The following is a 25,211-nucleotide window of genomic DNA, read 5'->3' as shown; positions in this document are numbered from 1 at the left end:
GGCAGATATCGTTAACAGATGCTCACTTGCCGCACCTGTTTTTTCAAAGGTTTTTGCGCCTGTATAAAGTCATCAAAAGCTCTTCGGCCTGCCTCTCGGCAAAAAATGCAGGAAGAGGCAATTCTTGCCGACCCGACTCAGGAACTTTTAACCCACCCCTCCTAGAACGGCCTTCTGGTTTAGTTCTTTCCCCCACATCAGGAGCAAGCGGGATGAAGTATCCGATCGCTATCGCCGCCGGACTGGCTGCGAGCCTCTTTGTCGCTCAGTCGACCCTCGCCGCCGGCGGCTTTGAAGAAGCCATGGGCGCCTGCCTGGCCAAGCACGCCAACACGCGTGACGCCGCGCAGGTCATGCTGGAATGCACCGCTGACGGCGGCAAGCTGTCGGCCTGCAAGGTCGTTTCCGACAGCATGGCTGGCAAGGGTTTCGACAAGGCCGCCGTGTGCATCGCTGAAAAGCTTCCGATGGCTGGCAAGACCGGCGCCGTGAAGGTTCCGTTCCGCTTCCCGGGCGGCGCGTAAGCCTTACCGCTTAAGCGTAAGCACCTGATTTGGTGACGCCGTCCTTCAACAGGACGGCCAGCAGCCGCCCACACATCGTGGGCGGCTGTTCGCGTTAACCGCTCTTCTTAAGTTTACTTGGCGGTCTTTAGAACTCGCGGCTCAGCGCCCGGGACGAGCGAAGGCCGCCAAACGCGCCCGCTGCTCGGCGACGGCGTTGCGGGCCGGCGCATGAACCGCCGGATCGGCGACCGTCGGACGATGGGCGACGCCGGACAGGCTGAACTTCCCGATCAGAGCCGTCAGGTCCGCCGCTTCGCTGCGCAGCGAACGGCTGGAGACGGTGGAGCGCTCGACCATGGCGGCGTTCTGCTGGGTGACCTGATCCATCTGGCCCACGGCGATGTTGACCTGGGTCAGGCCGGACGACTGCTCCTTGGCCGACGAGGCGATCTCGCCCACCAGATTGTCGATCTCGCCCACGCGGCTGACGATGCGTTGCAGCGCCTCCCCGGTCTGGCCGACCAGGTCCACCCCGGCCGCGACCTGCTGGGTGCTGGAGGAGATCAGGGTCTTGATCTCCTTGGCGGCGTCGGCCGAGCGCTGGGCCAGGGCCCGCACCTCCGAGGCGACGACCGCGAAGCCCTTGCCGGCTTCACCAGCGCGGGCGGCTTCGACGCCGGCGTTCAGGGCCAGCAGATTGGTCTGGAAGGCGATCTCGTCGATCACCCCGATGATGTTGCCGATCTGGCGCGAGGAGTTCTCGATCTCGCCCATTGCCGCGACGGCGTGTTCGACCACGTCGCCGGAGCGTTGGGCCTCGCCCTTGGTGGCGTCGACGACCTCGGCGGCTTCGTGAGCGGCGGCGGCGCTGCGCTTGACCGTGGCGGTCACCTGCTCGAGGGCGGCGGCCGTTTCCTCCAGGCTGGCGGCCTGGCTTTCGGTGCGGCGGGACAGATCTTCGAGCGCCTGGGCGATCTGGTCGACGCCCGAGCGGATGCCCTGGGCCGACCGCCCCACACCGCCCATGGCCTCGCCCAGCGAGCCGACGGCGTTGTTGTAGTCGTCCTTCAGCTTCTGGAATTCCGGCGAGAAGTCCGAGGACAGGCGGCCCACCAGATCACCCGAGGCCAGCAGCGCCAGGGCCTGGCCCAGGGCCTCGACCACCACGGCCTGATCCTGCTCGGCCTTCAGGCGCGCTTCCTCGTGGCGGCGGCGCTCCTCGTTGATCGCGGTCAGGTAGGTGGAGACGCCCAGCTCCATGTCAAGCATCACGGCTTTGACGAGGGCGGCGACCGCCTCGGCCGTGGCGTCCGCCTGGCCCGCCTTGCCGGCGAACAGACCCTTGGGCCAGCGGTCCTTGATGGCGGCGCGCAGCAGATGTTCGGCGATCAGCGAATAGCCGCCGACGTACCAGCGGGGCTCCAGGCCGATGCGGGCGTGGGTCTGGCCGACGCGGGTCGCTTCCTTGACGAAGACGTCGTCGAATTCGGCGTCGGCGATCTTGGACCAGTGCGCCATCTGCAGACGCATGGCGCCGTTGATGTGGGCGTCGTCGCGGAAGAACGAGCGGACCTGCGGCTCCTGCCGCACCTTGTCGTAGAATTGTTCGAGGGCGGTCTGGATCTCGTCGCGGATGACCGGGCCCAGGGTGCGCAGAGCTGAACGCGCTTTCGGATCAAGTCCGACGAATTGGGTGCGTTCGGCGATGGCTTGGGCGTCGGCCACGGCAGGTCCTTGGCATTTGATTTGAGTCATCCGGACACTCAAATGAAATGCTTACCCAGGCCTTAACCATATTCGCAAAGCGTTGGTTTGTCAGGGATCGGCCCTCCTCCCCCAAAGGAAGGAGGGCCGCCTGGATCAGGCTTTGGCGAGCAGGCTCGCGCGTCGGCTGTAGAGCAGGTAGACGGCAACCCCGATCACGTTCCAGATCAGAAAACGAACCTGGGTGGACGAGGGCAGGCTCCAGAACAGGTAGAGGCAGCCCAGGATCGCCAGGGGCGCGGTGATGAACCACAGCGGGGTCTTGAAGATCCGCGGACGGTTCGGCTCGCGACGGCGCAGGATGATCACCGACAGGGCCACCGCGATGAAGGCGGCCAGGGTGCCGGCGTTGGCCAGTTCGGCGATTTCCTTCAGCGGGAAGAAGCCGGCGATGGCCGCGGCGATGCCGCCGGTCAGCATGGTCATGACGATCGGAGTGCCGGTCTTCTTGTTCACGCTGGCCAGGCCACGCGGCAGCAGGCCGTCGCGCGCCATGACGAAGAAGATGCGGCTCTGGCCGTACATGAAGGCCATGATCACGGTAGGCAGGGCGATGACCGCAGCGGCGGCCACGACCTTGGCGACGCCCGGCTGGCCCAGGGCCTCGAGGATGAAGACAAGCGGAGCCTCGCTGGCCGAGAACACCTCGGCGCGGCTGGCGCCGATGGCGACGGCGGCGACCAGCATGTAGATCGCCGTGCAGGCCAGCATCGAACCGACGATGCCGATGGTCAGGTCGCGCTTGGGGTTCTTGGTCTCCTCGGCGGCGGTGGACACCGCGTCGAAGCCGTAGAAGGCGAAGAAGATCAGGGCCGCGGCGGCCATGACGCCGATCTTCTCGGACCCGTTGGTCTGGCCCGAGAAGCCGTTCGGCATGAACGGGGTGAAGTGGCTGGCGTCGAAGGTCGGCAGGGTGATGGCCACGAAGGCCGCCAGGGCGACGATCTTGATCGCCACCAGCACCATGTTGATCACGGCGCTTTCCTTGGTGCCGGCCGACAGGACGCCCGCCACCACGAAGCAGATGAACACCGCCGGCAGGTTGATGACGCCTCCCGCATGGGGGCCGGCCATCAGTTCGGCGGGGAAGCCGATCCCCGACAGGAAGGGCTGCACGTGGGCCGACCAGCCCACCGCCACGGCCGAGCAGACGACCGTGTATTCCAGGATCAAGCTCCAGCCGACGACCCAGGCGACAAGCTCGCCCATGACCGAGTAGCTGTAGGTGTAGGCGCTGCCCGAGGCCGGGATCAGGGTCGCCATTTCAGCGTAGCAAAGCGCCGCGCAGGCGCAGATCGCGCCGGCGATGGCGAAGGACAGGATGACCGCCGGCCCGGCGAGGCCGGCGCCGATGCCGGTCAGGGTGTAGATGCCCGTGCCGACGATGGCGCCGACGCCCAGGGCCACCAGGTGCGGCCAGCTCAGCGTCGGGGTCAGACGATGTTGCGCGTCCACCGCGGCGAGCGCGTCGATGGATTTGCGGCGTGTGATGAAGCTCATTTTTGGGTGTGTCCCCCTTACTTTGCGGCGGACCATGGCGCGCTCGGGCGCAAATGGCAAAGCCTCCTTGCGCGGAGGCGCTGCGCAAATCCGCTCAGGCGACGAGGAAGGCGGCGGCGAGCAGCGCGGCCATGCCGACCAAGGCCGTCGTCCCCGCCAGCGCCGCCGCCAGCCGAGGCTGGACGCCGAGCAGGGCCTTCGGTCCGATCTGGGCCGAGATCGCGGCCACCCCGCCCAGCAGCAGGATCTTCGAGACCGACGCCATGGCTTCGACCAGCGGTTGCGGCAGGAGGTGAAGACCCCGCGCCAGGACCAGGGCGGCGAATCCCCAGACGAACAGCGGCGGCGTCTTCAGGGCAGGACGCTCGCCCGCCGGAGCGTCGGCGAAGCGGGCCAGGAAGACGCCGACCAGCACCACCGCCGGGCCCAGCCACAGGATGCGGGCCAGCTTCGACAGGGCGGCGGCGTCGGCCGCCTCGGGCGAGACGGACTGTCCCGCCCCGGCCACCTGGGCCACGTCATGAATGGAGAGGCCGAAGAACACGCCGGCCTGATGCGCGCTGAAGCCCAGGCCCTGGGCCAGCAGCGGGTAGAGCAGCATGGCTGCGGTCGACAGGATGTTCACCCCGACCACCACAAAGGCCGTGGTCCGCTGGATCTGCGGCGTGGAGGGCGCGGCCTGCGCCGCCGCGAGAGCGGCCGACGCGCCGCAGATCGACACCGCGCAGGCGGCGATGGCGGCCTCCGCCAGGGGCAGGCCGAGCAGGACGCCCAGGCCGGAACCCGCCGCGACGCCGGCAAGAACGATGGCTCCCCCCGCGATCAGGGCGGGGGCGCCGAGCGCCGCCATTTCGGCGAAAGTGATCTGGGCGCCCATCAGGGCGACGCCCAGGCGCAGGCCGGGCTTCGACCACAGGCTCAGCCCCGGCGCCAGCATGGGACCGAGATTGGCCGCGCCCAGCGACAGGCCGAGCGCTACCGCCAGCAGCGGGGCCGGCAGGTGGGTCAGGGGCGCGGCGGCCTGGGCGATGAAGGCGATAAGGCCGGCGGCGATCAGGCCGGGCCCGAACCAGGCGGTCGGCGACGACCTGTCCGCCAGGCTGGGCAGGCTCAACGTTCGGCGTCCGCGACGGCCTTCATCGGCGCCGCGCCATGGGAATGGGCCTTGGCGTTGCGACGGCTCATGCGGGTGTGAAGGCGCTCGACGCAGCGGCTGCCCGTGGTGGTGAACATGAACGGGAACAGACCGTGCAGCACGCAGGCCACGCCCGCGCCGATCATGGCGAAGCCGAATCCGAAGGCGGTCTTCATGTGGCCGCCATAGGTCTCGCCCACCTGGGCGGGATGGCGGGTGAAGGGCTCGATCATCGCTCCGGCTCCCTGAAAGCTTGGGAAGCGTCGCGCGGATTCGGAGAAAACGCATTGCCGATAAGGTTTCGCGCTGGTTAATTTGGAGAACATAATTCTCCATATGCACGGAATCGAAGAAAATGGACTTCGACAACATCGACCGACGCCTGATGGCCATTCTCCAGGATGACGCCACCACGCCGATCGCCGAGCTGGCCGAACGGGTGGGCCTGTCGCAGACCCCGTGCTGGAAACGGGTGAAGCGGCTGCAGGACGCCCGCGTCATCACCAAGCGCGTCGCCCTGCTGGATCGCGACGCCCTGGGTCTGGGCCTGACCGTCTTCGTGGCGATCCGCACCAACCGGCATGACGAGGAATGGCTGGAGGCCTTCGCCACCGGCGCGCGTGGCCTGCCGGAGGTGGTCGAGCTCTACCGGATGAGCGGCGAGGTCGACTACCTGATGAAGGTGATCGTCACGGACATCGCCGCCTATGACCGCTTCTACAAGCGGCTGATCAGCACCGCCCCGCTGTCGGACGTGTCATCGTCCTTCGCCATGGAGCAGATCAAGTTCACCACCGCCCTGCCGGTGCATGTGGCCTAGCCAAGTTCCTTGCGCACCTCGGCGGCGATCTCGTAGGAGCGCAGGCGGGCGGCGTGGTCGAACATCTGGCAGGCGACGATGATCTCGTCGACGCCGGTGCGCTGCAGGAAGCCGGACAGCCCCTCCTTCACGGTCTCCTTGGCGCCCACGAAGGAGCAGGTGGTGATCTGGCGCAGGGTGGCGCGCTCCATCTCGGTCAGGCTTTCCTCGTAGCCGTCGATCGGCGGCTGGAACTTGCCGGGCCGGCCGCGGCGCAGGTTCACGAAGGCCTGCTGCATCGAACTGGCCAGGAATCGCGCCTCCGTGTCGCTCTCGGCGGCGAAGATGTTCACCCCCGCCATCACGTACGGCGCGTCGAGTTGCGCCGAGGGCCGGAAGTTGCGGCGATAGAGATCGATGGCGTGCATCAGCTCCGCCGGCGCGAAGTGCGAGGCGAAGGCGTAGGGCAGGCCCAGCATGGCCGCCAGCTGCGCGCCATAGGTGCTGGAGCCCAGCATCCAGACCGGCACATCCAGCCCCTCGCCCGGCACGGCGATCACCGGCTGCCCCTCCTGGGCGGGGCGGAAGTAGTTGATCAGCTCCAGCACGTCGTTGGGAAAGGAGTCGATGTCGCCGACCAGGGTGCGGCGCAGAGCCCGCGCCGTGGTCTGGTCCGAACCCGGCGCGCGGCCGAGGCCCAGGTCGATGCGGCCCGGAAACAGCGAGGCCAGGGTGCCGAACTGCTCGGCGATCACCAGGGGCGCGTGATTGGGCAGCATGATGCCGCCCGCCCCCACCCGGATCGTCTTGGTGCCCGCCGCCACGTGGCCGATGACCACCGCGGTCGCCGCGCTGGCCACGCCAGGCATGGAGTGGTGCTCCGCCAGCCAGAAGCGCTCATAGCCCCACGCCTCGGCGTGACGGGCCAGGTCGAGGCTGTTGCGGAAGGATTGTGCGGCGTCGCCGCCTTCGACAATGGGGGAGAGGTCGAGGACCGAGAACGGGATCATCCTCGCCATATAGGAATGGCGAACCGAAGTGTCAGTCCACCCAGAGGTCTTGCACGCCGCCCTTGCGGTTCAGCATGTGCGTGGCGCGCTTGATCACCTTCAGCAGACGCTCGACCCGGGCGTCGCCGTCATAGGTCAGCTTGGCGCGGGCCAGGCCTTCCAGCATGAAGCGCGCGAGGTCGCGGCTTGCCTGGAAGCGGGGGCCGGCGCCGGCGTGCAGCATCTTCATGAAGTGGTCGCCGGCCTGGGCGCGGTCGAACTCCGCCTGGGCCTTGGCCACCAGTTCAGCCACGGGCGGCTCGGTGCGGCCGGCGGCCTCCATCTCCTGGAAGGCGATGAAGGGTTTGGTGTGCAGCAGCTCCCAATAGGTGTCGATGGCGTGCTCGGTGACGTCGCCGCCGGTCGGCAACGTGCGGCTGGCCGCCTCGAACAGTCGGGTGCGCTCGGTGTGGATATGGATCACCGCCGCCTCCACCAGGGCCTCCCGCGTGGGGAAGTGGTAGAGCATCGCGCCGCGCGTCAGACCCGACGCCTCGGCGATGGCGGCGTTGGTGGCGGCATGATAGCCGATCTCGGCGATGAGGTTCATCGCACGGTCGAGGATGCGCGCCCGCGTCTTGAGCGACTTGGGCGTGTCCTTGGCGGGACGAAGCGCGACTTGATCAGCGTCCATGATTCCCTGCCATAGAGGTCCACCTTTCGCGCTGCAACAGGCCTTGTGGCGCAAGGCCGCAGCTGCCCGCACAACAGGCGGCTGTCACGGATGCGACATGCAATCAGCCTAATCGCCGTCCCATTTCTCCGGATGGGGGCTTTGGGCCATGAGTGTCGAGCAAGTCCGTCAGTACCGTAGCGTATTCATCTCCGACATCCACCTGGGCACGCGCGGCTGTCAGGCCGAGCTGCTGCTGGATTTCATCAGGCACATCGAGTGCGAGAAACTCTATCTGGTCGGCGACATCGTCGACGGGTGGAAGTTGCGCAGCGGCTGGCACTGGCCGCAGTCCCACAACGATGTGGTGCAGAAGATCCTGCGCATGGCCCGCAAGGGCTGCGAGGTGATCTATGTGCCGGGCAACCACGATGAAGGGGTGCGCGATTTCTGCGGCGTGCACTTCGGCGGCGTGGTGGTCGAACGCGAGGTCATCCACGAGGCGGCGGACGGAAAACGCTTCTTGGTGGTGCATGGCGACGAGTTCGACGGCGTCGTGCAGCACGCCAGATGGCTCGCCTTTGTCGGAGATTGGTCATATAGGACCATTTTGATGCTGAACACCGTCGCAAATCGCCTCAGAAGGCGGATGGGGCTCGGCTATTGGAGCTTGTCGGCCTACCTGAAGGTCAAGGTGAAGAACGCGCTGCAGTTCATCGAGAACTTCGAAGCCGCCGTCGCCGAGGAAGCCCGGCGGCGCGGGGTCGATGGCGTGATCTGTGGTCACATTCACAAGGCCGAGATGCGCGAGATCGACGGCATCCAATACATCAATGACGGCGACTGGGTCGAAAGCTGCACCGCGCTCGTAGAGCACGCGGACGGCCGCATGGAGATCCTGGAGTGGGCCAAGGAACGCTCGTGGTCGATGATCGACCGCAAGAACTCCCCGCTCGACCGTGTCGCCGATCCCGGAGACAATCGCGGCCTGATGAGAATACTGCTCGCCACCGACGCCTGGGAGCCGCAGGTCAACGGCGTCGTCCGTACCCTGACCCGCGTCATGACCGAGTTGAAGGCCATGGGTCACGAGGTCGAGGTGGTGAGCCCCGACCAGTTTCCCACCGTGCCGATGCCCACCTATCCGGAGATCAAGCTGGCTCTGGGCGCGTACGAGCCGGTGCAGGAGAAGTTCAAGTCGTTCGAGCCGGAGGCGATCCACATCGCTACCGAAGGGCCGATCGGCTTGGCGGCGCGGCGCATCTGCCTGGAATGGCGGCTGCCCTTCACCACCAGCTATCACACCCGCTTCCCCGAATACGTTTCGGCCCGCCTGCCCCTGCCGCAGCCGCTGGCCCTGGGCGCCGGCTATGCGTACATGCGCTGGTTCCACAAGCCGTCGGGCCGCCTGATGGTGGCCACGCCGACCATGCGCGACGAGCTGATCACCCACGGCTTCCGCAACATCTCGCCCTGGTCGCGCGGCGTCGACGTCGATGTCTTCCGCCCGCGCAAGAAGGGCGAGCCGGACGTGTTCGAGGGCCTGGCCCGGCCGATCTTCCTGAACGTCGGCCGCGTGGCGGTGGAAAAGAACATCGAGGCCTTCGCGGCCCTGGACCTGCCCGGCACCAAGGTGATTGTCGGCGACGGCCCCCTGCGCGAGGAGCTGGCCGAACAGTATCCGGACGTGGTGTTCACCGGCGCCAAGTTCGGCGACGAGCTGGCCCAGGCCTTCGCCTGCGCCGATGTCTTCGTCTTCCCGTCCCTGACCGACACCTTCGGTCTGGTGATCCTGGAAGCCATGGCGGCGGGCGTGCCCGTGGCCGCCTTCTCGGCCCCCGGCCCCATCGACATCATTCCGGGTTCGGGCGCGGGCGTGCTGGCCGAAGGCTTCGACGGCGACCTGCGCCAGGCCTGCCTCGACTGCCTGGAGCTGGACCGCAAGGCGGTCCGCACGTTTGCCGAGAAATACTCCTGGCGCGCCTGCGCCGAGGAGTTCCTGCAGAACCTGCAGCCCTATCCGGAGCCGGAGAAGACCCGGTTCTGGCGCCGGCTGCGGCGGCTCGCGCGGCTGCGCCGCGGAACCGCCGGCAAGGCGGCTTAGCTGACGGACTTGGTGGTCTTCAGGATCAGCTTGTCGATCCGCGAACCATCCATGTCGACGACCTCCACATCGAAGGCGCCCAGTTCCAGGACTTCACCCTCCTGAGGGATGCGGCCCAGGCGGTCGAGCACCAGGCCGGCGACGGTGTGGTAGTCGCCCTCGACCTCGAACTGCTCGCCCAGGGCTTCATTCAGCTCTTCCAGGCTCAGGCGGCCGTCCACCAGCCATGAGCCGTCCTCGCGGCGGATCATGCGGCCGTCTTCTTCGTCATGCGCCTCGGGGAAGTCGCCGGCGATCATCTCCAGCAGGTCGAGGGCGGTGATCACCCCCTGCAGGGAGCCGAACTCGTCCACCACCAGGGCCATGTGCAGCTGGGTGCTCTTGAACACCGCCATGGCGCGCAGCAGGGACATGCTCTCGGGGATCGCCACCGGCTGCTGGATCAGCGACGGCAGGTCCAGCGGCGCGCCGCTGAGCAGGGCGTCGGCGAGATCCTTCTTCAGGACCACGCCCACTTCGCCGTCCAGGTCGGAGCCATGGGCGACGACGATGCGGGAGTAACGGCACTGGCGGATCTCGGCCAGGGTCTCTTCCGGCGCATCGGCCAGGGAGACCCAGAAGATTTCGCGGCGCGGGGTCATGGCCACGCGCACCGGACGGTCGCCCAGGCGCAGGACCTCCTGGATCATGGAGCGCTCCTCGGGCTCGATCAGGCCAGCGTCGGCGCCTTCGGCCAGGACGGTCTCCACCTCCTCGGAGGTGATGTTGTTGGTCCGCTCATCGCGCACGCCCAGCAGGCGCAGCACGCCCGCCGTCGACGAGGTCAGCAGGGTCACGAACGGGCGCAGCACCGAGGCCATGACCGCCAGGGACGGCGCCATGCGGCGGGCGATGGGCTCGGGATGGATCAGGGCCAGGCGCTTGGGCACCAGTTCGCCGAAGATCAGCGAGACATAGGTGATGGCCACGACGACCATGCCGGTGGCGATGATTTCGGAATAGGGGCGCAGCAGCGGGAACTGCTCAAGCCAGACGTCGAAGGCCCCGGCGATGGTCGCCTGGCCGTAGGCGCCGGCCAGGATGCCGATCAGGGTGATGCCCACCTGCACGGCTGACAGGAACCGGGTGGGGTTCTCGGCCATGGCCAGGGCCAGCTTGGCCCCCTTGTCGCCGCGGTCGGCCAGGGTCTGAAGGCGGGCGCGGCGGGCGGAAACGACCGCGAGTTCGGACATGGCGAAGACCCCGTTCAACAGAACGAGGAAAAGGACGATCGCGATAGCGAGTAAGGTCATGGCCTCTGAAGGCTGAGCGACATCCGGCCAGGAGCGGCGGACGGACCCGGCTTGTTTTCAGGGCGCGGGCGGGCCTTGCGCTACTATAAGCGCAAGGCCGGCAATTATTGAAGGCGTTACAGCAGGCGACCGCGGATCGCTTGCGAAAGCAGGTCGATCAGCGACACCGCGATGACGATCACCAGCGCGATGGCGGCGACGTTCGAGTAGGAAAAGCTGTTCAGGTTGTCGAACAGCACCTGGCCGATGCCGCCGGCGCCGATCAGGCCCAGCACGGTGGCCGCGCGGCTGTTCGATTCAAAGCGGTAGAGGGCGTAGGAGGTCCACAACGGGGCCACCTGCGGGATCACGCCCCAGACGATTTCCTGCAGCGGCGCGGCGCCGGTGGCGCGCACGCCCTCGACCGGCCCCTTGTCGATGGACTCGACGGCTTCCGAGAACAGCTTGCCCAGGACGCCGCCGGTGTTGAGCGCCAGGGCCATGACCCCGGCGAACGGGCCAAGGCCCACGGCGACGATGAACACCGTGCCGATGACCAGGTCCGGCACCGAGCGCAGGACGTCCATCAGGCGGCGGACCGGATGGCGGATCCACGGCGGCGAGATGTTGCGCGCCCCGGCCAAGCCCAGCGGCACGGCCACGATGACCGCGATCCCGGTGCCCCACAGGGCGATCTGGATCGTCAGCCACATCTGGGCGACGTAGAGCTTCCACTGGGTGAAGTCGGGGTTCAGGAACTCCGACCCGAACTGGCGCATGTTGTCCGAGTTCGAGAACAGCAGCGGCAGCTTCTTCATCTCGGCCGGGCCGAAGCTGATGATCAGCAGGGCCAGGATCCCGCCCCAGACCAGATAGTCGAAGATGCGGTCGGAGAAGGCGCGGACGGGCGGCTTCAGGCTGGCGGTGTCGACGGCGCTCATTCGCTTATTCCGCCGGCTTGCCGGTCTTGGCTTCGAGCGCGGCGCGCTCGGCGCGCACGGTGTCGAGGGCCTTCCTGGCCTCGGCGATCTTGGCCGCGTCCTTGTCGTTCTCCGCCGCCGCCAGGGCGCCCGTGGCCTCCATCTCGCGCACGGGGATCAGGTGCGTGTTGTCGGCCGGCAGGAAACCGCCGATCGACAGCTTGGCGAGGTTGGCGCGCTGACGCTCGGCGTCCGGGCCGGCGCCCTTGCCGTAGGTCAGCATGAACTGGCGCACCTTTTCCTTCACCGCCGGGTCGAGGTCCTTGCGCCAGACGATCGGGTCTTCCGGCAGCTTGGGCGACTCCCAGATGATGCGGATCTGCTTTGCGGCGCTTTCGCCGCGCTCGCGGTTCAGGCGGATCGAGGTGGAGTTGTTGGTGGCCACGTCCAGCACGCCCTTGCCCACCGCGAACAGGTTGGCTTGGTGATTGGCGGCGCGCACGGTCTTGAAGCAGCGCTCCGGCTTGATCCCCTTGGGCGAGAACAGGTAGGTCATCGGGGCCAGGGTGCCTGAGGTGGACTTGGCGTCGCCGATGCCGAAGTCCAGGCTCTTGTCGCACTTCAGCACGTCTTCCAGCGTGGTCTTGCTGGAAGCCGGAACGATCAGGACCGACTTGTAGCCGTCGGCGCCCGACGGATCGAAGGTGCGGGCGAAGACCTCGCCGTTGGAGCGGCGCACCGCTTCCAGGCCCGACTGGTTGGAGAACCAGGCGACGTCGGTCTGCTTGAAGCGCATGGCCTCGATCAGCGAGGTGTAGTTCGACTGGAAGAACGGCTTGATCTTGTAGCCGGTGGCCTTCTCCATGTCGGCCAGGATCGGCCCCCACTCGGTCTGCAGGCCTTGGGCGTTCTCGACCGCCAGGATCGAGAAGTTGACCGTGGTGGGGCCGCCGGCGCCCGGATCGGGCTTGCCGCAGCCGGCGAGGCCGAACAGGGCGAGGGCGGCGACGCCAGCGAGGATGCTGCGGCGGATCATTGCGGAGCTCCTTCCCAGAACACGTCTTCGAATTCCGGGCCGTAGATATCGATGAGGGTCTTGCGGTCGAGGCCGGACGCCGGTCCGTCATAGACCTTCTGTCCAGCCTTGAGGGCGACCACGCGGTCGCAGTAGCGCAGGGCGTAGTCGACCTGGTGCAGGGTGACGACGACCGTTAGGCCGTCAGTCTTGTTGAGGTCGCGGAGCAGCTCCATGACCTTGCGGGCCGAAACGGGGTCGAGCGAGGCGACCGGCTCGTCGGCCAGGATGATCTTGGCCTTCTGGACCAGGGCGCGGGCGATGGCGCCGCGCTGCTGCTGGCCGCCAGACAGGGTGTTGGCGCGCTGGGCGGCGTAGTCGGCGACGCCGACCCGGGCCAGGGCGGCCATGGCGGCGCTCTGCGTCTCCGCCGGCCAGCGGCCCATCAGACCGCGCCAGAAGCCGATCCGGCCCAGCGAGCCGAGCGCGACGTTGGTGAACAGGCTGAGCCGGCCCACCAGGTTGAACTGCTGGAAGATGAAGCCGATGCGGATGCGCGTGTGCCGCACGTCGTCGGCGACCTTGCCCTTGGCCTGGATCTTGGCGCCGAACGCCTCGATGCGGCCTTCGCCGCCGTCGATGGTCTGCAGGCCGCTGATCGACCGCAGCAGGGTCGACTTGCCCGAGCCGGACGGTCCGATCAGGGCGATCATCTCGCCTTTGGCGACGTCGAGCGAAACCCCGCCGAGGGCTTTGCGCGCGCCGAAAGTCTTGGCGACCTGGCGGATTGAAAGAACCGCGTCCGACAATTCAACACTCCCTGGTTCGAACCCCGTTAGCACGAACTCCACGAGGGATAGGAAGGGGTGAGCCAAACTTTTACGATAATTCAGCCCTGCGACACATTTTCCGCCCCTTCGCGGACGCTCAAAACGGCCCTTCCGAAGCCTGGCTGGGATCTTCTGGAAACGCCCTCAAAAACCCTGTCGTGGCTTGGTGTCGGGCGCTAGCGGGATTTGTGACGAAGGCGCCGCTAACCCTGTCTGAGAATCCGTTCTTTACATCCCGATTAAATGACCCTATTTCGCACCGCTCCGGCGGACCCGAAGTCCTAACAAGCGCTGCTAACGCCGGTCTGGGTTCAACAATCAATGGGGGTTACGTGAATTGCACACGTACCATAAGCCCCTGGACCTGGTCCGTGAGCGGTCTCCGGAACGTCCTGTCGCCTTGGCGCGACCGGGCGCGGTGGCTGTAGCGGCGCACTGGTTCCAGCAGAATTTTAAAGGCGACGTCTTTTACGCGGTGAAGGCCAACCCTTCGCCGTGGGTGATCCGCGAGCTCGCGGCCGCCGGCGTCCATTCCTTTGACGTGGCCTCGGTCCCCGAGATCGAGTTGGTGGCCGAGCACGCCCCGGGTTCGCGCATGGCCTTCATGCACCCGGTCAAGAGCCGGCGCGCCATCGCGGCCGCGTATCATGATCACGGCGTGCGGACCTTCTCGCTCGACACGCACGAGGAGCTCGAGAAGATTCTCGAGGCCACGGGCGGCGCCAAGGACCTGAACCTCATCGTCCGCCTCGGCGTGTCGGCCGAGGGCGCGTCCTACTCGTTGTCGGGCAAGTTCGGCGTCGACCTGCATCAGGCTCCCGCCTTGCTCCTGGCCGCGCGGCAGGCGACGCAGGACCTGATGGGCGTGTCCTTCCACGTGGGTTCGCAGTGCATGCGGCCGACGGCCTATCAGGCTGCGATGGCCCAGGCCTCGCGCGCCCTGGTTCGCGCCGGCGTGTTCGCCGACGTGGTCGACGTGGGCGGCGGCTTCCCCTCGGTCTATCCGGGCATGGTTCCGCCGGACATGAGCGAGTACCTGGCCTCCATCGATCGCGGCTTCGCCGAGATGATGGTTCACGAGACCACTGAACTGTGGTGCGAGCCCGGCCGCGCTCTGGTGGCCGAAGCCTCGTCGCTGCTGGTCAAGGTCGAGCTGAAGAAGGGCGACGCGCTCTATCTGAACGACGGCTCGTACGGCTCGATGTTCGACGCGGCCCACTTCAAGTGGCCGTTCCCGGTCAAGTCGTATCAGGCTGACGGTTCGGGCGAGCCGGAAGGCGAGCTGAAGCCGTTCCGCTTCTACGGCCCGACCTGCGACTCCATCGACCACATGCCCGGGCCGTTCTACCTGCCCGAGAGCGTTAACGAGGGCGACTACATCGAGATCGGCATGCTCGGCGCCTATGGCGTCGCCATGGCGACCCGGTTCAACGGCTACGGCGACAGCGACAGCGCGATCGTCGAGGATGCGCCGATGGCCTCGATGTTCGGCCTGGCCCGTCGGTCGATCCCGACCCCGGCCGCCAAGTCGGAGACCAACGTGGTCCGCCTCTCCCGCCCCAAGGGCGGCCGCAAGCAGCGCCGCAAGCGCTGAGACGCCTGACCTGACCAGTTGCGGAAGGGCGAAGTGAGAGCTTCGCCCTTTTTGCTTTTCGGGCGTTGGACGGAAGCGCTTAAAAAATATCGCAAACCGTCTATATAGCCCGCCCTATAGAACACCCCTCGCCGGTCGCTCCGTCCCGGCGTGTCAGCGGGTCACGACGGGCGCTCACTTTCAGAGGATCCTCTGGCCATGAACGCTCCCGTTCCGAACTCCAAGGCTGAACTGCTGCAAAAGACCGTCGAGCACGTCGACATGACGTCCTTCGACGCCCGTCCGATCATCAACTCCATGCGCAAGATGTCGTTCTCGTCGCGCGACACCGCCCGCGCGGCCGACATCTTCAACATGGCGCTGGAAGACAAGGACTGCTCGCCGTGGCTGATCCTGGCCGGCTCCACCTCGGCTGGCGGCTGCATGCACGTCTACCGTGACATGGTGAAGTTCGGCATGATCGACGCGATCGTCGCCACCGGCGCCTCGATCGTCGACATGGACTTCTTCGAAGCCCTCGGCTTCAAGCACTACCAAGCGGCCGGTCCGGTGGACGACAACGTCCTGCGCGACAACTACATCGACCGCATCTACGACACCTACATCGACGAAGAAGAGCTGCAGGCCTGCGATCACACGATCCTGGAGATCTGCAACCGCCTGGAGCCGCGCGGCTATTCCTCGCGCGAGTTCATCTGGGAGATGGGCAAGTGGCTGTCGGAAGGCAACGCCAAGAAGCCGGGCTCGCTGATCCAGACCGCCTATGAAGAAGGCGTGCCGATCTTCTGCCCGGCCTTCGTCGACAGCTCGGCCGGCTTCGGTCTGGTGAAGCACCAGAAGGAACGCATCGCCGAAGGCAAGCCGTACCTGATGATCGACGCCGTGGCGGACTTCCGCGAACTGACCGACATCAAGATCGCGGCCGGCACCACCGGCCTGTTCATGGTCGGCGGCGGCGTGCCGAAGAACTTCGCCCAGGACACCGTGGTCTGCGCCGAAATCCTCGGCGTCGAAGCCGACATGCACAAGTACGCCGTCCAAATCACCGTGGCCGACGTGCGCGACGGCGCCTGCTCGTCCTCGACGCTCAAGGAAGCCGCTTCCTGGGGCAAGGTGTCGACCACCTACGAACAGATGGTCTTCGCCGAAGCCACGACGGTCGTGCCGCTGATCGGTTCGGACGCCTATCACCGCGGCGCCTGGAAGGCCCGCACCAAGCCGCGCTGGGCCAAGCTGTTCGGCAAGGATTGATCCGCGAAGCATTTGTGACAAAGGTCCCTCGGAGCACCGTTCCGGGGGATTTTTGTTATGCGCTCCGCGCTCGTCGTCGCCTTCACCCTCGCCGCAAGCACAGCGCTGGCCGCGCCCGCCAAGGAGGCGCCCAAGGGCTACCTGCCGGCCGGGGCGCTCGACACCACGATCATCGTGCCCCCCGCCCCTGTCGCCGGCACGACGCGGTACGAGGCCGACCGCACCATCTTCCTGTCGACCCGGTCGCTGAAGGACAGTCCGCGCTGGGCGCTGGCCCTGAAGGACGACAACTATGCCGGCCTGATGGGCGCCTTCGCCTGCGCCGTCGGCTTCACGCCGGACGAGAAGTCCACCCCGGCCCTGGTGAAGATCATGCACCGGCTGGAGCCGGACATGGACGCCGCCGTGCGCGCGGCCAAGACGCTGTATCAGCGCCAGCGGCCCTTCATGATCGACGAGGGGGAGATCTGCCTGGCCAAGAGTGACGCCCTGCGCAAGAGCCCCGACTATCCGTCCGGCCACGCCACCCTGGGCTGGACCGCCAGCCTGATCCTGGCCGAGGCCGCGCCGGAGCGGGCCAGCCAGATCCTGCAGCGCGGCCGGTCCTTCGGCGAAAGCCGCATCGTCTGCGGCGTCCACAACGCCAGCGCCATCGAGGCGGCCCGCATCACCGGCAGCGCCCTGGTCGCGCGCCTGCATGGCGAGGCGCAGTTCCGCAAGGACATGGACGCCGCCCGCGCCGAGGTCGCCAAGGCCCGCGCGACGGCGCCGACGCCCGCCCCCGCCGCCTGCGCGGCCGAAGCCGAGTTGATCGCCAAGCCGCCCTTCTGACGGAACCGTCGGGCCGCGCGAGGCCTTGTCCCTTCACACGAAGGAGGCATCCATGTCTGACAAGCTGCAAAGCGAAGGCCGCGCGCAGAACGCCGCCCAGCCCTTGGGCGAACGCTCGGGCCTCGTCTCAGACAAGAAGACCAAACAGATCGGTGAGCACGAGCAGAAGACCGCGGGCCCCGATGGCGGAGACGCCACGGAAATTACCGAAAACCGCAGCTTCCGGGGTCCTGACAGCGACCCGGCGGAAGGTAAGCGTCGCTAGCGTCGCTTGCGCGGGGGCGCCCTGCGTTCTACCTGATGGGCATGGGATGCGCTCACGAGCACGAACACCCCGGCCTGTCGGGTCGATCACTGGCGGCGGAGCTGTCGGCCGCCGAGGCACGCTGCGGCCGGGCCGACCAACGCCTGACGCCGCCCCGGCGGCGGGTTCTGGAGCTGCTGCTGGAGGCCGGTCAGCCGGTGAAGGCCTATGACCTGATCGGCGCCTTCGGGACCGACGGTCAGGCCGCCAAGCCGCCGACCGTCTATCGCGCCCTGGAATTCCTGGAAAAGCTGGGCTTCGCCCACCGCATCGAAAGCCTGAACGCCTACGTCGCCTGCAAGCATGGCGAGGCGGTCCACGCGGCGGCCTTCCTGATCTGCGACTGCTGCGGCGTGACCCAGGAGGTCGACCCGGCCGTGGGCAGCGCCATCGAGGCGGCCGGCGCCGCCGCCGGTTACAGCATCGGGTCGGTGACCATCGAGGCGCACGGCATGTGCGCGGCCTGCCGCGCCTAGCGCGAACAACGACTTCAAGTCTGGGGGACGACCGTGAGCGAGCAGACGGGGATCGAGGTCTGGCGCGGCGGCGTCAACACCTGGGAATGCGACGAGATGGGGCACATGAACGTGCGCTTCTACGTCGCCAAGGCCATGGAGGGCGTCGCCGGTCTGGCCGCCGCCATGGGCATGCCCGCCGCCTTCACGGCCAACGCCAACGCCACCCTGATCGTCCGCGACATCCACGTCCGCTTCCTGCGCGAGGCGCATGCCGGAACCCTGCTGACCATCGAGGGCGGCGTCGCCGAACTGGACGAGACCCAGGCGCGGCTGGTGCTGATCATGCGGCATAGGGACGGCGCGCCGGCCGCCACCTTCCAGATCAGCGTGGTCCACGCCACCCGCCTGGGGGAGGCCTTCCCGTGGCCGGCCGCGGCCCTGGCCAAGGTCGAGGGCCTGCGCGTCCAGATCCCGGAGGCCGCCCGTCCCCGCAGCATCGACATCGCCCCGTTCAAAAGCCAGGCCAGCCTGGTCAAGGCGGACGAGCTGGGCCTTGGCCGCATCGGCCTGGGCGTGATCGGACCGCAGGACTGCGACGTGTTCGGGCGCATGCGGCCTGAGGTCTATATCGGCCGCGTCTCGGACGGCGCGGCCTTTGTCGTCGGCGCGCCGCGCGCCGCCATCATCGAGCATGCCGAGCAGCAACCGGCCCGCGTCGGCGGGGCGGTGCTGGAGCTGCACCAGACCTTCACCAGCTGGCCCCGCGCCGGCCAGCGGTTCGAACTGCGCTCGGGCGTGCTGGGCGCGCAGACCCGCACCTTCGAGGTCATTCACTGGCTGCTGGACCCGGACACCGGCGCGCCCCTTGGCTCGGCCCTGGCCGTGGTGGCCGCCTTCGACCTGGACGCCCGCAAACTGGTGGCCGTCACCGACGCCGCCCGCGAGGCGGTCGCGGTGCTGTCGATCCCTGGCCTGAGCCGCTAGGCGGCTGCGGCGGCGGTCAGCGCCTCGCGCACCAGATCCGGGCGCTCCATGGCGATGAAGTGGCCTGTGCCGGCGATGGTGCTAAGCGAAATGTTCGGCTTGCGCGCCAGCAGGGGCGAGCCTTCGGTCAGGCTGCAGGTCGAATGACGCTCCGCCCGCAGGATGCGGGTCGGGACGGTGATCCGGCGCAGCGCGCCCCAGCTGTCATGGCCCTGGGCGGCGTAGTTGGACGCTTCCCACGCTGGCGGGCAGGCCAGTTTCAGGTCGCCCTCGCCGGTGGGGATCAGGCCGTCCTCCAGATAGTCGCGCAGCATCTCGTCCGACCAGGTCTTGAAGGCCCCGCGACCGTGATAGCCGGCGAAGGCCGTGTCGCGGTCAGGAAAGCGGTCCCGGCGGCGCACGGCGGCCTTGGCCAGGGGAAACCCTTTCAGGGCCGCGGAGGCCGCCCATGGGAGCTGCGCCGCCCACCAGGCCGCCCGGGGCGTCACCACCGGATCGAGCAGGACCAGGCCCCGCGCCGCGCCTGGGCGCTTCGCCGCCGCCAGCAGACTGGCCGTGCCGCCCATCGAATGCCCAGCCAGCACCGGCGTAGTGCCGCCGATGACGTCCAGCAGCGCCAGCAGATCGTCGCGAAGGTCGTTCCACGACGGGCGCGGAGTTTGCTTCAGCGGCAGGTTGGTGTGGCCATGGCCGCGCTGGTCCACCGCCAGAATCCGCAGGGTCTTCAGCGGAGCCAGGATCGACCGGTAGGTCATGGCGTTGAAGCCGTTGGCGTTCAGGAAGACCACGTCGATGGGCCGATCCGCCGGCCCGAATTCCAGGCCCGTCATCGTCCCGCCGGGCACGGTGAAGGTCCGCCGCTGGAATCCGGTGTCGCTTGCGGCGGCTTCGCCCATGGGTGCAGTCTCCAATCGAAACGCGCTCTTACACCGCACGGGAGGCCCGATGCACCCCATCTTCACCGTGGGCTACGAGACCGACACCCAAGCCGGCATGATCGACCGCCTGAAGGCCGGCGGCGTCAAACGGGTGATCGACGTGCGCGCCATCGCCTCGTCCCGCAAGGCCGGGTTCTCCAAGAGCCTGCTGGCCGCCAGCCTGAACGAGGCCGGGATCGAGTACGTCCACCTGCGCCCCCTGGGCACGCCCAAGGCTGGTCGCGACGCCGCTCGGGCGGGCCGAACGGACGAGATGCGCGACATCTTCGAGCGCCACATGCAGGAGCCGGAAGCCCAGCTGGCGCTGAAGAAGGCGGAGGAACTGGCGGTCGACAAGCCCAGCGCCCTGCTCTGCTACGAGGACCGTGCCTGCGACTGCCATCGCGCCATTCTCGCCGACAAGCTGCGGGCGCAACTGAAATGCGAGGTTGTCGATCTCTGAAACCGCCGGATAGGCTCTCGTCCAACAAACATAACGATGGGAGGCGTCAACAAGATGGGGGAACACTTGTCCGAGCCCAGTTGCTTCAAGGTCGAGATCGCCGACGGCGTGGCGCACATCCAGCTGGCCAGGCCCAAGGCCATGAACGCCATGAACCGTGCGTTCTGGCATCAGCTGCCGGCGATCATCGAGGACATAGACTGCAACGCCAAGGCGCGCTGCATCGTCATCTCGTCCACCGGCAAACACTTCTCCGCAGGCATGGATCTGTCGGTGTTCGACGGCATCGGAAACAGCGGCGGCGCGGACCGCCACGTTTCCGGCGAGGCGTTCCGGCGCAAGGTTCACGCTCTGCAGGACACCTTCAGCTGCCTGGACAAGGCCCGCATGCCGGTGATCGTCGCCATCCAGGGAGGCTGTATCGGCGGCGCGGTGGACATGACCAGCGCCTGCGACATCCGCTACGCCAGCGCCGACGCCTTCTTCGTGATCCAGGAGATCAACATCGGCATGACCGCCGACGTGGGCACCTTCCCGCGCCTGTGCAAGCTGATCCCCGAGGGTTGGGTTCGGGAGCTGGCCTATACCGGCCGCCGCCTGCCGGCTCAGAAGGCCAAGGAGATCGGCCTGGTCAACGAGGTGTTCGACACTCACGACGACCTGGTCGCCCACGCCCTGGAGACGGCGCGGGAGATCGCTTCGAAGTCGCCCCTGGCCGTGGCTGGGTCGAAGGTGATGATCAACTACGCCCGCGACCATTCCATCAATGACAGCCTGGACTATATCGCCACCTGGCAGACCGGCATGTTCGCCGGCGCGCACATGGCGGAGTCCTTCAAGGCCAAGCAGGAGAACCGTGAGCCGGTCTATCCGGACCTGCTGCCCCTGACCAAGGAGCTCTAGGATCCGGAAGGGACGTCGAACTCGGCGTCCCTGAGGTCCGCGCCATCGAAGCGGGCGTGGGCGGTGTCGGCTTCCAGGAAGCGCGCGCGATGCGCCACCGCGCCCCGCAGGTCGGCGTGGCGCAGGACGGCGCGGATCAGGTCGGCGCGGATGAAGCGGCCCTCCGCGATGCACAGGGGCCCCAGATTGGCCCCGCGCAGGTCCGCGCGGGTCATGCGGGCGCCGGTCAGCCGCGCGCCGCGCAGGTCTGCGTCCTTGAGCCGGGCGCCGCGCAGGTCGGCCCCGGACAGGTCGCAGCCCTGCAGCTCCGCTCCTTCGAGATTGATCCCGAACATCACCGCCTGTGGCGCCACCAGGGCGGTCAGCTTGCGCCCATTCAGTTGGCGAACCACGCGGAAGTCCACTGGCGGCAGGCGCGCCGGACGCCCTTCGCGCCCGTCGGTCAGGCGCCAGCGCTCATGCTGCGCGAGGATGTCCTCCAGCGGCTCGTCGTCGATATAGACCACGGTCGGCGGCTCGCGCAGGACGTCGCTGAGGTCGGCGTCGGTCAGGCGCGCGCCGGTCAGCTCCGCCTCGGCCAGGTTGGCGCGCTTGAGCGACGCGCCGCTGAGATCGGCCTGGGCGATGTCGGCCTTGGACAGGTCCGCCCCATCCAGCACCGCCTTGCCCAACTTGGCGCCGCGCAGGGATGCGCCGGCCAGGCAGGCGTCAGTGAAGTCCGCCGCCCGGGCCGAGGTCCCGGCCATGCGCGCGCCCGAGAGGTCGGCGCCGTGCAGGACGGCGTAGTCCAGCTCCCCCGGCCGCTTGCCGTGTTTCAGCAACTTCAGTCCCTGGCGGGCGTCGTGCAGGGCCGTGCGCCCCTCGCGCAAGTCGCAGCCCCGCAGGTCGGCGCCGGACAGGTTCGCCCCCGCAGGCAGGCGCCGCGCAGGTCGGAGCGGCTGAGGTCACAGTGACGAAGATCAGCGTCGCGCAAGTCCGCGCCATAGAGGCTGGCCCGCTCCAGCTGGGCGCCGCTGAGGTCAGCCCCTTCCAGCACCGCGCCGGTCAGGTCGGCCTCGGTCAGGTTCGCGCCGCTGAGGTCGAAGGCGGAAAGATCGACATAGGCCAGGCAGGCGCGGCGGCCGTTGCGGCGGCCCGTCAGATAGCGCTCATGCGCCTCGATCGCCGCCCGTACGGCGCCGACGTCCATCCTGTGCAGAAGGCTGGGCGCGCCTCGCATCACAAATCGACCGATGGTTCCCCGAACGACGATCTACCGTCGCGGCCAACCCATATTGCGCAAGTCGCTCTAAAACCAGCCTTTTCGGCGAAACCAGACCAGCGGCAGCACGGCCGAGATCAGCATCAGCCCCAGCGCCAAAGGATAGCCGCCCATCCAGCGTAGTTCCGGCATGTGCTCGAAGTTCATCCCGTAGATCGCTCCGATCAGGGTTGGCGGCAGCAGGGCCACCGTGAAGATCGAGAACATCTTGATGATCGAGTTCTGCTCGATGTTGATCAGCCCCAACGCCGCATCCAGCAAGAAAGTGACGTTGCCCGCCAGGTAGCCGGCATGGTCCGTCAGGGACTGGATGTCCCGCTGCAGGGTCTTCACCCGGTCCAGCAGGTCGGCGTCCATCTCCATCTGGCCGGTGATGGTCGCATAGCTGACAAGACGCGACAGGCTGACCAGGCTTTCGCGAGCCTTGGCCCCGGTCATCTGCGCCTTGCCAAGGCGATTGATGATCGGCTGGAAGTTGGCGGCCTTGGTCGCGCGGAAGATGGTGGCGGAGACGTCCTCCACCTCGGCGGCGGTGCGTTCCAGGATGTCGGCGATGCGGTCGACCACGGCGTCGAGGATGGCGACCATGATCGCCGCGCCGTCCGGATGGGGCGGCTGCTGCAGCTCGGCCTGGGCGGCGTAGATGGCGAAGGCCCTCGGCTCGCCATAGCGGATGGTGATCAGACGCTCGCCCGCCAGGACGAAGGTGATCGGGGCGATGCTGGGCAGGTCGGCGTCGCTGTTGACCAGGATCGAGGCCGTCAGGAAGGTCGCGCCCTGCTCCTGATAAATGCGGGACGAGGCCTCGATCTCGGCCATGTCCTCGCGGGTCGGCAGCAGGAGGCCGAGCGCCTTCTCGACCGCCAGCTCCTCGTCGCGCTTGGGCTCGATCAGGTCGATCCAGACCGCGTCGCTGGGCAGTGTCCAGTCATCGGTCAGCAGCGGACATTCCAGCCCGGCGTCGCTACGGCGAAGGAGTTTCAGCATGAACGGCCTCCCAGGCTCCGGCTATCGCCCGAGCCTGGAGACAACGTCAACGCGGGCCGTCGCGTTCGTCGGCGCTCGGCGGACCCTGGGTCGTCGCGGCGGCGATCAGGGCGGCGATGCGGTCGGTGGCGTCGGCGGCCTGGGTGATCAGGCCGAACGGCGAGGCGCCCGGACGGACAGCGGCGCTGACCGTGCCCACGGCCGACTGGGCCATGGCCATGGCCGCGGAGCCGGCCTTGCCGACCTTCTCGCTGGCCGAAGCGACGGCGATGGCCTGGGCGTTCTGATAGATGAAGCCGTGGGTCGGATAGACGGTCGAGCCCAGGTCGCGGGCCGGGTCGTACCAGACCTTCACAGCGGACCAGTCACCCTGCGGGGAGACGTCGACGACGGTGACGTCCTTCTCCACCTTGCCGCGCGTGCCCTCGATGACGGACCAGTTGGCGTGGGTGATCTGGATGACGCGGTCGGTCAGCACCTGGCTGACGACGGCGACGTGGCCCAGGCGCATGCGGCCCGTGGGCTGGAAGCAAAGGACCGAACCGGCCTTGGGGGTATAGCCGGTCTCGTAGCGGCCGCGCGCCTGGCCCCACCAAGTGCGCGCGTCGCCGAAAATCTGAATGCCGGAGATCAGGCGTGCGAACGGTACGCACTGCCAGTAGCCGTCGGCCACGGCGCCGGAGAACGGCACGAGGCTCAAAAACAAAGCGGCGGCCAGGGAGCCGATACCGGCTCTCGTCCGTTGACGCATGTTCGGGTACTCCCCCGCGATACTCGGGTTAAGGGGTAACCGTCTCACGAACTTATGAAAAGAGGGTTTACGGTCGCAGCCGATTAACCCTGTGGAAACCATGGGGAGCTTCACCGCAAAAATCGCGATTCTCTTCCCGCCCTCTTGGGCTCTTCCAATAGACAAGCTTAGATAGCTTCCACTCTCACGCCTTCAGAATAGGCCGATCCCTGATGACCGACCTTCTCGCCCTCGCCGCTGATCCGGCCGTATGGGCCGCCCTTGTGACCCTCATCGTGATGGAGGTGGTCCTGGGCATCGACAACCTCATCTTCATCTCGATCCTCTCCAACAAGCTGCCGGAAGCCAACCGCCAGAAGGTTCGCCGCCTGGGCATCGGCCTGGCGCTGGTGATGCGCCTGGGCCTGCTGTCGGCGATCGCCTGGATCGTCGGCCTGACCGCGCCGGCCTTCGCTCTCTTCGGCAATGAGTTCAGCTGGCGCGACATCATCCTGATCGCCGGCGGCCTGTTCCTGGTGTGGAAGGCGACCAAGGAAATCCACCACAGCGTGGACCCCGCCCCTTCCGACGCGATCCTAGACAAGACGCCCGCGACGGCCGCCGTGACCAATGTCGGCTCGGCCATCGTGCAGATCATCCTGCTGGACATCGTATTCTCGATCGACTCCATCCTGACCGCCGTCGGCATGACCGAGCACCTGCCGGTGATGATGATCGCCGTGATCGTCGCGGTGGTGGTGATGCTTCTGGCCGCCGACCCGCTGGCCAACTTCATCAACAAGAACCCGACCGTGGTGATGCTGGCCCTCGGCTTCCTGCTGATGATCGGGATGGTGCTGATCGCCGACGGCTTCGGCTATCACGTGCCCAAGGGTTACATCTACGCGGCCATGGCCTTCTCGGCCGGGGTCGAGGCCCTAAACATGCTGGCCCGGCGAAAGCCCGCGCAAAAACACTGACGCAGCATTGACGGACTTGAAGGGCGGGCCGCGAGGTCCGCC

General features: G+C 67.4%; 27 protein-coding genes and 1 pseudogene. 13 read left to right on the top strand and 15 right to left on the bottom strand.

Annotated elements, in window-relative coordinates; translation table 11 throughout:
• Window positions 1-212 precede the first annotated feature (212 nt).
• Window positions 213-524: a hypothetical protein gene (locus tag ABOZ73_RS12625; protein WP_369058491.1), complete on the top strand. Its 312-nt coding sequence runs from the start codon at window positions 213-215 to the stop codon at window positions 522-524.
• 141 nt (window positions 525-665) lie between these two features.
• Here the strand turns inward: ABOZ73_RS12625 and ABOZ73_RS12620 are convergent, their stop codons facing one another.
• From ABOZ73_RS12620 to ABOZ73_RS12605, 4 genes are all read right to left on the bottom strand, one after another.
• Window positions 666-2,261, bottom strand: coding sequence for a methyl-accepting chemotaxis protein (locus tag ABOZ73_RS12620; protein WP_369058490.1), 1,596 nt, complete (start codon window positions 2,259-2,261; stop codon window positions 666-668).
• A 105-nt stretch (window positions 2,262-2,366) separates the two neighbouring features.
• Window positions 2,367-3,770, bottom strand: coding sequence for an amino acid permease (locus tag ABOZ73_RS12615; protein WP_369058489.1), 1,404 nt, complete (start codon window positions 3,768-3,770; stop codon window positions 2,367-2,369).
• Window positions 3,771-3,864: 94 nt separating this feature from the next.
• Window positions 3,865-4,884, bottom strand: a complete 1,020-nt coding sequence (locus ABOZ73_RS12610; protein WP_369058488.1) for a YeiH family protein — start codon at window positions 4,882-4,884, stop codon at window positions 3,865-3,867.
• Window positions 4,881-5,138 carry a DUF6356 family protein gene (locus ABOZ73_RS12605; RefSeq protein ID WP_369058487.1) on the bottom strand — a complete coding sequence of 86 codons (258 nt, stop codon included), beginning with the start codon at window positions 5,136-5,138 and terminating at the stop codon, window positions 4,881-4,883. Before ABOZ73_RS12605 ends, ABOZ73_RS12610 begins: the two co-directional genes overlap by 4 nt.
• Before the next feature lie 122 nt (window positions 5,139-5,260).
• Here ABOZ73_RS12605 and ABOZ73_RS12600 point away from each other — a divergent pair, with 122 nt between their 5' ends.
• Entirely contained in the window at window positions 5,261-5,725 is a 465-nt protein-coding gene (locus ABOZ73_RS12600; RefSeq protein WP_369058486.1) for an Lrp/AsnC family transcriptional regulator, read from the top strand.
• Here the strand turns inward: ABOZ73_RS12600 and ABOZ73_RS12595 are convergent.
• Window positions 5,722-6,714, bottom strand: coding sequence for an LLM class flavin-dependent oxidoreductase (locus ABOZ73_RS12595; protein WP_369058485.1), 993 nt, complete (start codon window positions 6,712-6,714; stop codon window positions 5,722-5,724). The genes ABOZ73_RS12600 and ABOZ73_RS12595 overlap by 4 nt on opposite strands.
• A 31-nt stretch (window positions 6,715-6,745) precedes the next feature.
• Window positions 6,746-7,387, bottom strand: a complete 642-nt coding sequence (locus tag ABOZ73_RS12590) for a TetR/AcrR family transcriptional regulator (RefSeq protein ID WP_369058484.1) — start codon at window positions 7,385-7,387, stop codon at window positions 6,746-6,748.
• A 148-nt stretch (window positions 7,388-7,535) separates the two neighbouring features.
• On the opposite strand from ABOZ73_RS12590, the pseudogene ABOZ73_RS12585 reads away from it, so the two are divergent.
• A pseudogene (locus ABOZ73_RS12585) lies at window positions 7,536-8,306 on the top strand (UDP-2,3-diacylglucosamine diphosphatase); the annotation flags it as partial.
• Window positions 8,307-8,357: 51 nt separating this feature from the next.
• Entirely contained in the window at window positions 8,358-9,470 is a 1,113-nt protein-coding gene (locus tag ABOZ73_RS12580) for a glycosyltransferase family 4 protein (protein WP_369062540.1), read from the top strand.
• Here the strand turns inward: ABOZ73_RS12580 and ABOZ73_RS12575 are convergent.
• From ABOZ73_RS12575 to phnC, 4 genes are all read right to left on the bottom strand, one after another.
• Window positions 9,467-10,762 (bottom strand): hemolysin family protein, encoded by a 1,296-nt coding sequence (locus ABOZ73_RS12575; protein WP_369058483.1) that lies wholly within the window; start codon window positions 10,760-10,762, stop codon window positions 9,467-9,469. The genes ABOZ73_RS12580 and ABOZ73_RS12575 overlap by 4 nt on opposite strands.
• Before the next feature lie 116 nt (window positions 10,763-10,878).
• Complete coding sequence (gene phnE / locus ABOZ73_RS12570; RefSeq protein ID WP_369058482.1) at window positions 10,879-11,682, bottom strand: phosphonate ABC transporter, permease protein PhnE; 804 nt, start codon at window positions 11,680-11,682, stop codon at window positions 10,879-10,881.
• A gap of 4 nt (window positions 11,683-11,686) precedes the next feature.
• Complete coding sequence (gene phnD / locus ABOZ73_RS12565; RefSeq protein ID WP_369058481.1) at window positions 11,687-12,697, bottom strand: phosphate/phosphite/phosphonate ABC transporter substrate-binding protein; 1,011 nt, start codon at window positions 12,695-12,697, stop codon at window positions 11,687-11,689.
• Window positions 12,694-13,485 carry a phosphonate ABC transporter ATP-binding protein gene (phnC, locus tag ABOZ73_RS12560; protein ID WP_369058480.1) on the bottom strand — a complete coding sequence of 264 codons (792 nt, stop codon included), beginning with the start codon at window positions 13,483-13,485 and terminating at the stop codon, window positions 12,694-12,696. The genes phnD and phnC overlap by 4 nt, the downstream gene beginning before the upstream one ends.
• 358 nt (window positions 13,486-13,843) lie before the next feature.
• On the opposite strand from phnC, the gene ABOZ73_RS12555 reads away from it, so the two are divergent.
• From ABOZ73_RS12555 to ABOZ73_RS12530, 6 genes are all read left to right on the top strand, one after another.
• Entirely contained in the window at window positions 13,844-15,100 is a 1,257-nt protein-coding gene (locus ABOZ73_RS12555; RefSeq protein ID WP_369058479.1) for a type III PLP-dependent enzyme, read from the top strand.
• Between the two features lie 198 nt (window positions 15,101-15,298).
• Window positions 15,299-16,351, top strand: a complete 1,053-nt coding sequence (locus tag ABOZ73_RS12550) for a deoxyhypusine synthase (RefSeq protein WP_369058478.1) — start codon at window positions 15,299-15,301, stop codon at window positions 16,349-16,351.
• 57 nt (window positions 16,352-16,408) lie between these two features.
• Window positions 16,409-17,182: a phosphatase PAP2 family protein gene (locus ABOZ73_RS12545; protein WP_369058477.1), complete on the top strand. Its 774-nt coding sequence runs from the start codon at window positions 16,409-16,411 to the stop codon at window positions 17,180-17,182.
• Window positions 17,183-17,234: 52 nt separating this feature from the next.
• Complete coding sequence (locus ABOZ73_RS12540) at window positions 17,235-17,447, top strand: hypothetical protein (RefSeq protein WP_369058476.1); 213 nt, start codon at window positions 17,235-17,237, stop codon at window positions 17,445-17,447.
• Window positions 17,448-17,482: 35 nt separating this feature from the next.
• Window positions 17,483-17,962, top strand: a complete 480-nt coding sequence (locus ABOZ73_RS12535; RefSeq protein WP_369058475.1) for a transcriptional repressor — start codon at window positions 17,483-17,485, stop codon at window positions 17,960-17,962.
• Window positions 17,963-17,995: 33 nt separating this feature from the next.
• Window positions 17,996-18,928 (top strand): thioesterase family protein, encoded by a 933-nt coding sequence (locus ABOZ73_RS12530; protein WP_369058474.1) that lies wholly within the window; start codon window positions 17,996-17,998, stop codon window positions 18,926-18,928.
• Here ABOZ73_RS12530 and ABOZ73_RS12525 read toward each other — a convergent pair.
• Window positions 18,925-19,824 (bottom strand): alpha/beta fold hydrolase, encoded by a 900-nt coding sequence (locus ABOZ73_RS12525; RefSeq protein ID WP_369058473.1) that lies wholly within the window; start codon window positions 19,822-19,824, stop codon window positions 18,925-18,927. The genes ABOZ73_RS12530 and ABOZ73_RS12525 overlap by 4 nt on opposite strands.
• 49 nt (window positions 19,825-19,873) lie before the next feature.
• Between ABOZ73_RS12525 and ABOZ73_RS12520 the strand changes: the two genes are divergently transcribed.
• Together ABOZ73_RS12520 and ABOZ73_RS12515 are read left to right on the top strand one after the other, a co-directional pair.
• Window positions 19,874-20,308, top strand: coding sequence for a DUF488 family protein (locus ABOZ73_RS12520; protein ID WP_369058472.1), 435 nt, complete (start codon window positions 19,874-19,876; stop codon window positions 20,306-20,308).
• Between the two features lie 66 nt (window positions 20,309-20,374).
• Window positions 20,375-21,211 (top strand): crotonase/enoyl-CoA hydratase family protein, encoded by an 837-nt coding sequence (locus ABOZ73_RS12515; RefSeq protein WP_369058471.1) that lies wholly within the window; start codon window positions 20,375-20,377, stop codon window positions 21,209-21,211.
• Here the strand turns inward: ABOZ73_RS12515 and ABOZ73_RS12510 are convergent.
• From ABOZ73_RS12510 to ABOZ73_RS12495, 4 genes are all read right to left on the bottom strand, one after another.
• Window positions 21,208-22,110: a pentapeptide repeat-containing protein gene (locus ABOZ73_RS12510; RefSeq protein ID WP_369062539.1), complete on the bottom strand. Its 903-nt coding sequence runs from the start codon at window positions 22,108-22,110 to the stop codon at window positions 21,208-21,210. The two genes, ABOZ73_RS12515 and ABOZ73_RS12510, sit on opposite strands and share 4 nt — an antisense overlap.
• Window positions 22,035-22,430 carry a pentapeptide repeat-containing protein gene (locus ABOZ73_RS12505; protein WP_369058470.1) on the bottom strand — a complete coding sequence of 132 codons (396 nt, stop codon included), beginning with the start codon at window positions 22,428-22,430 and terminating at the stop codon, window positions 22,035-22,037. Before ABOZ73_RS12505 ends, ABOZ73_RS12510 begins: the two co-directional genes overlap by 76 nt.
• Before the next feature lie 69 nt (window positions 22,431-22,499).
• The gene (locus ABOZ73_RS12500; protein WP_369058469.1) at window positions 22,500-23,459 is read right to left on the bottom strand and encodes a magnesium transporter CorA family protein; all 960 of its coding nucleotides are present in this window, start codon (window positions 23,457-23,459) and stop codon (window positions 22,500-22,502) included.
• 46 nt (window positions 23,460-23,505) lie between these two features.
• Window positions 23,506-24,210 carry a CHAP domain-containing protein gene (locus tag ABOZ73_RS12495; RefSeq protein ID WP_369058468.1) on the bottom strand — a complete coding sequence of 235 codons (705 nt, stop codon included), beginning with the start codon at window positions 24,208-24,210 and terminating at the stop codon, window positions 23,506-23,508.
• Window positions 24,211-24,422: 212 nt separating this feature from the next.
• On the opposite strand from ABOZ73_RS12495, the gene ABOZ73_RS12490 reads away from it, so the two are divergent.
• Complete coding sequence (locus ABOZ73_RS12490) at window positions 24,423-25,169, top strand: TerC family protein (protein WP_369058467.1); 747 nt, start codon at window positions 24,423-24,425, stop codon at window positions 25,167-25,169.
• The last annotated feature ends 42 nt before the right edge of the window (window positions 25,170-25,211 follow it).

This window comes from Caulobacter sp. 73W, from assembly GCF_041021955.1.
GTDB lineage: Bacteria > Pseudomonadota > Alphaproteobacteria > Caulobacterales > Caulobacteraceae > Caulobacter.
The sequence above is the reverse complement of the archived record's forward strand: the minus strand, read 5'-3'. Positions and strand labels throughout refer to the sequence as shown.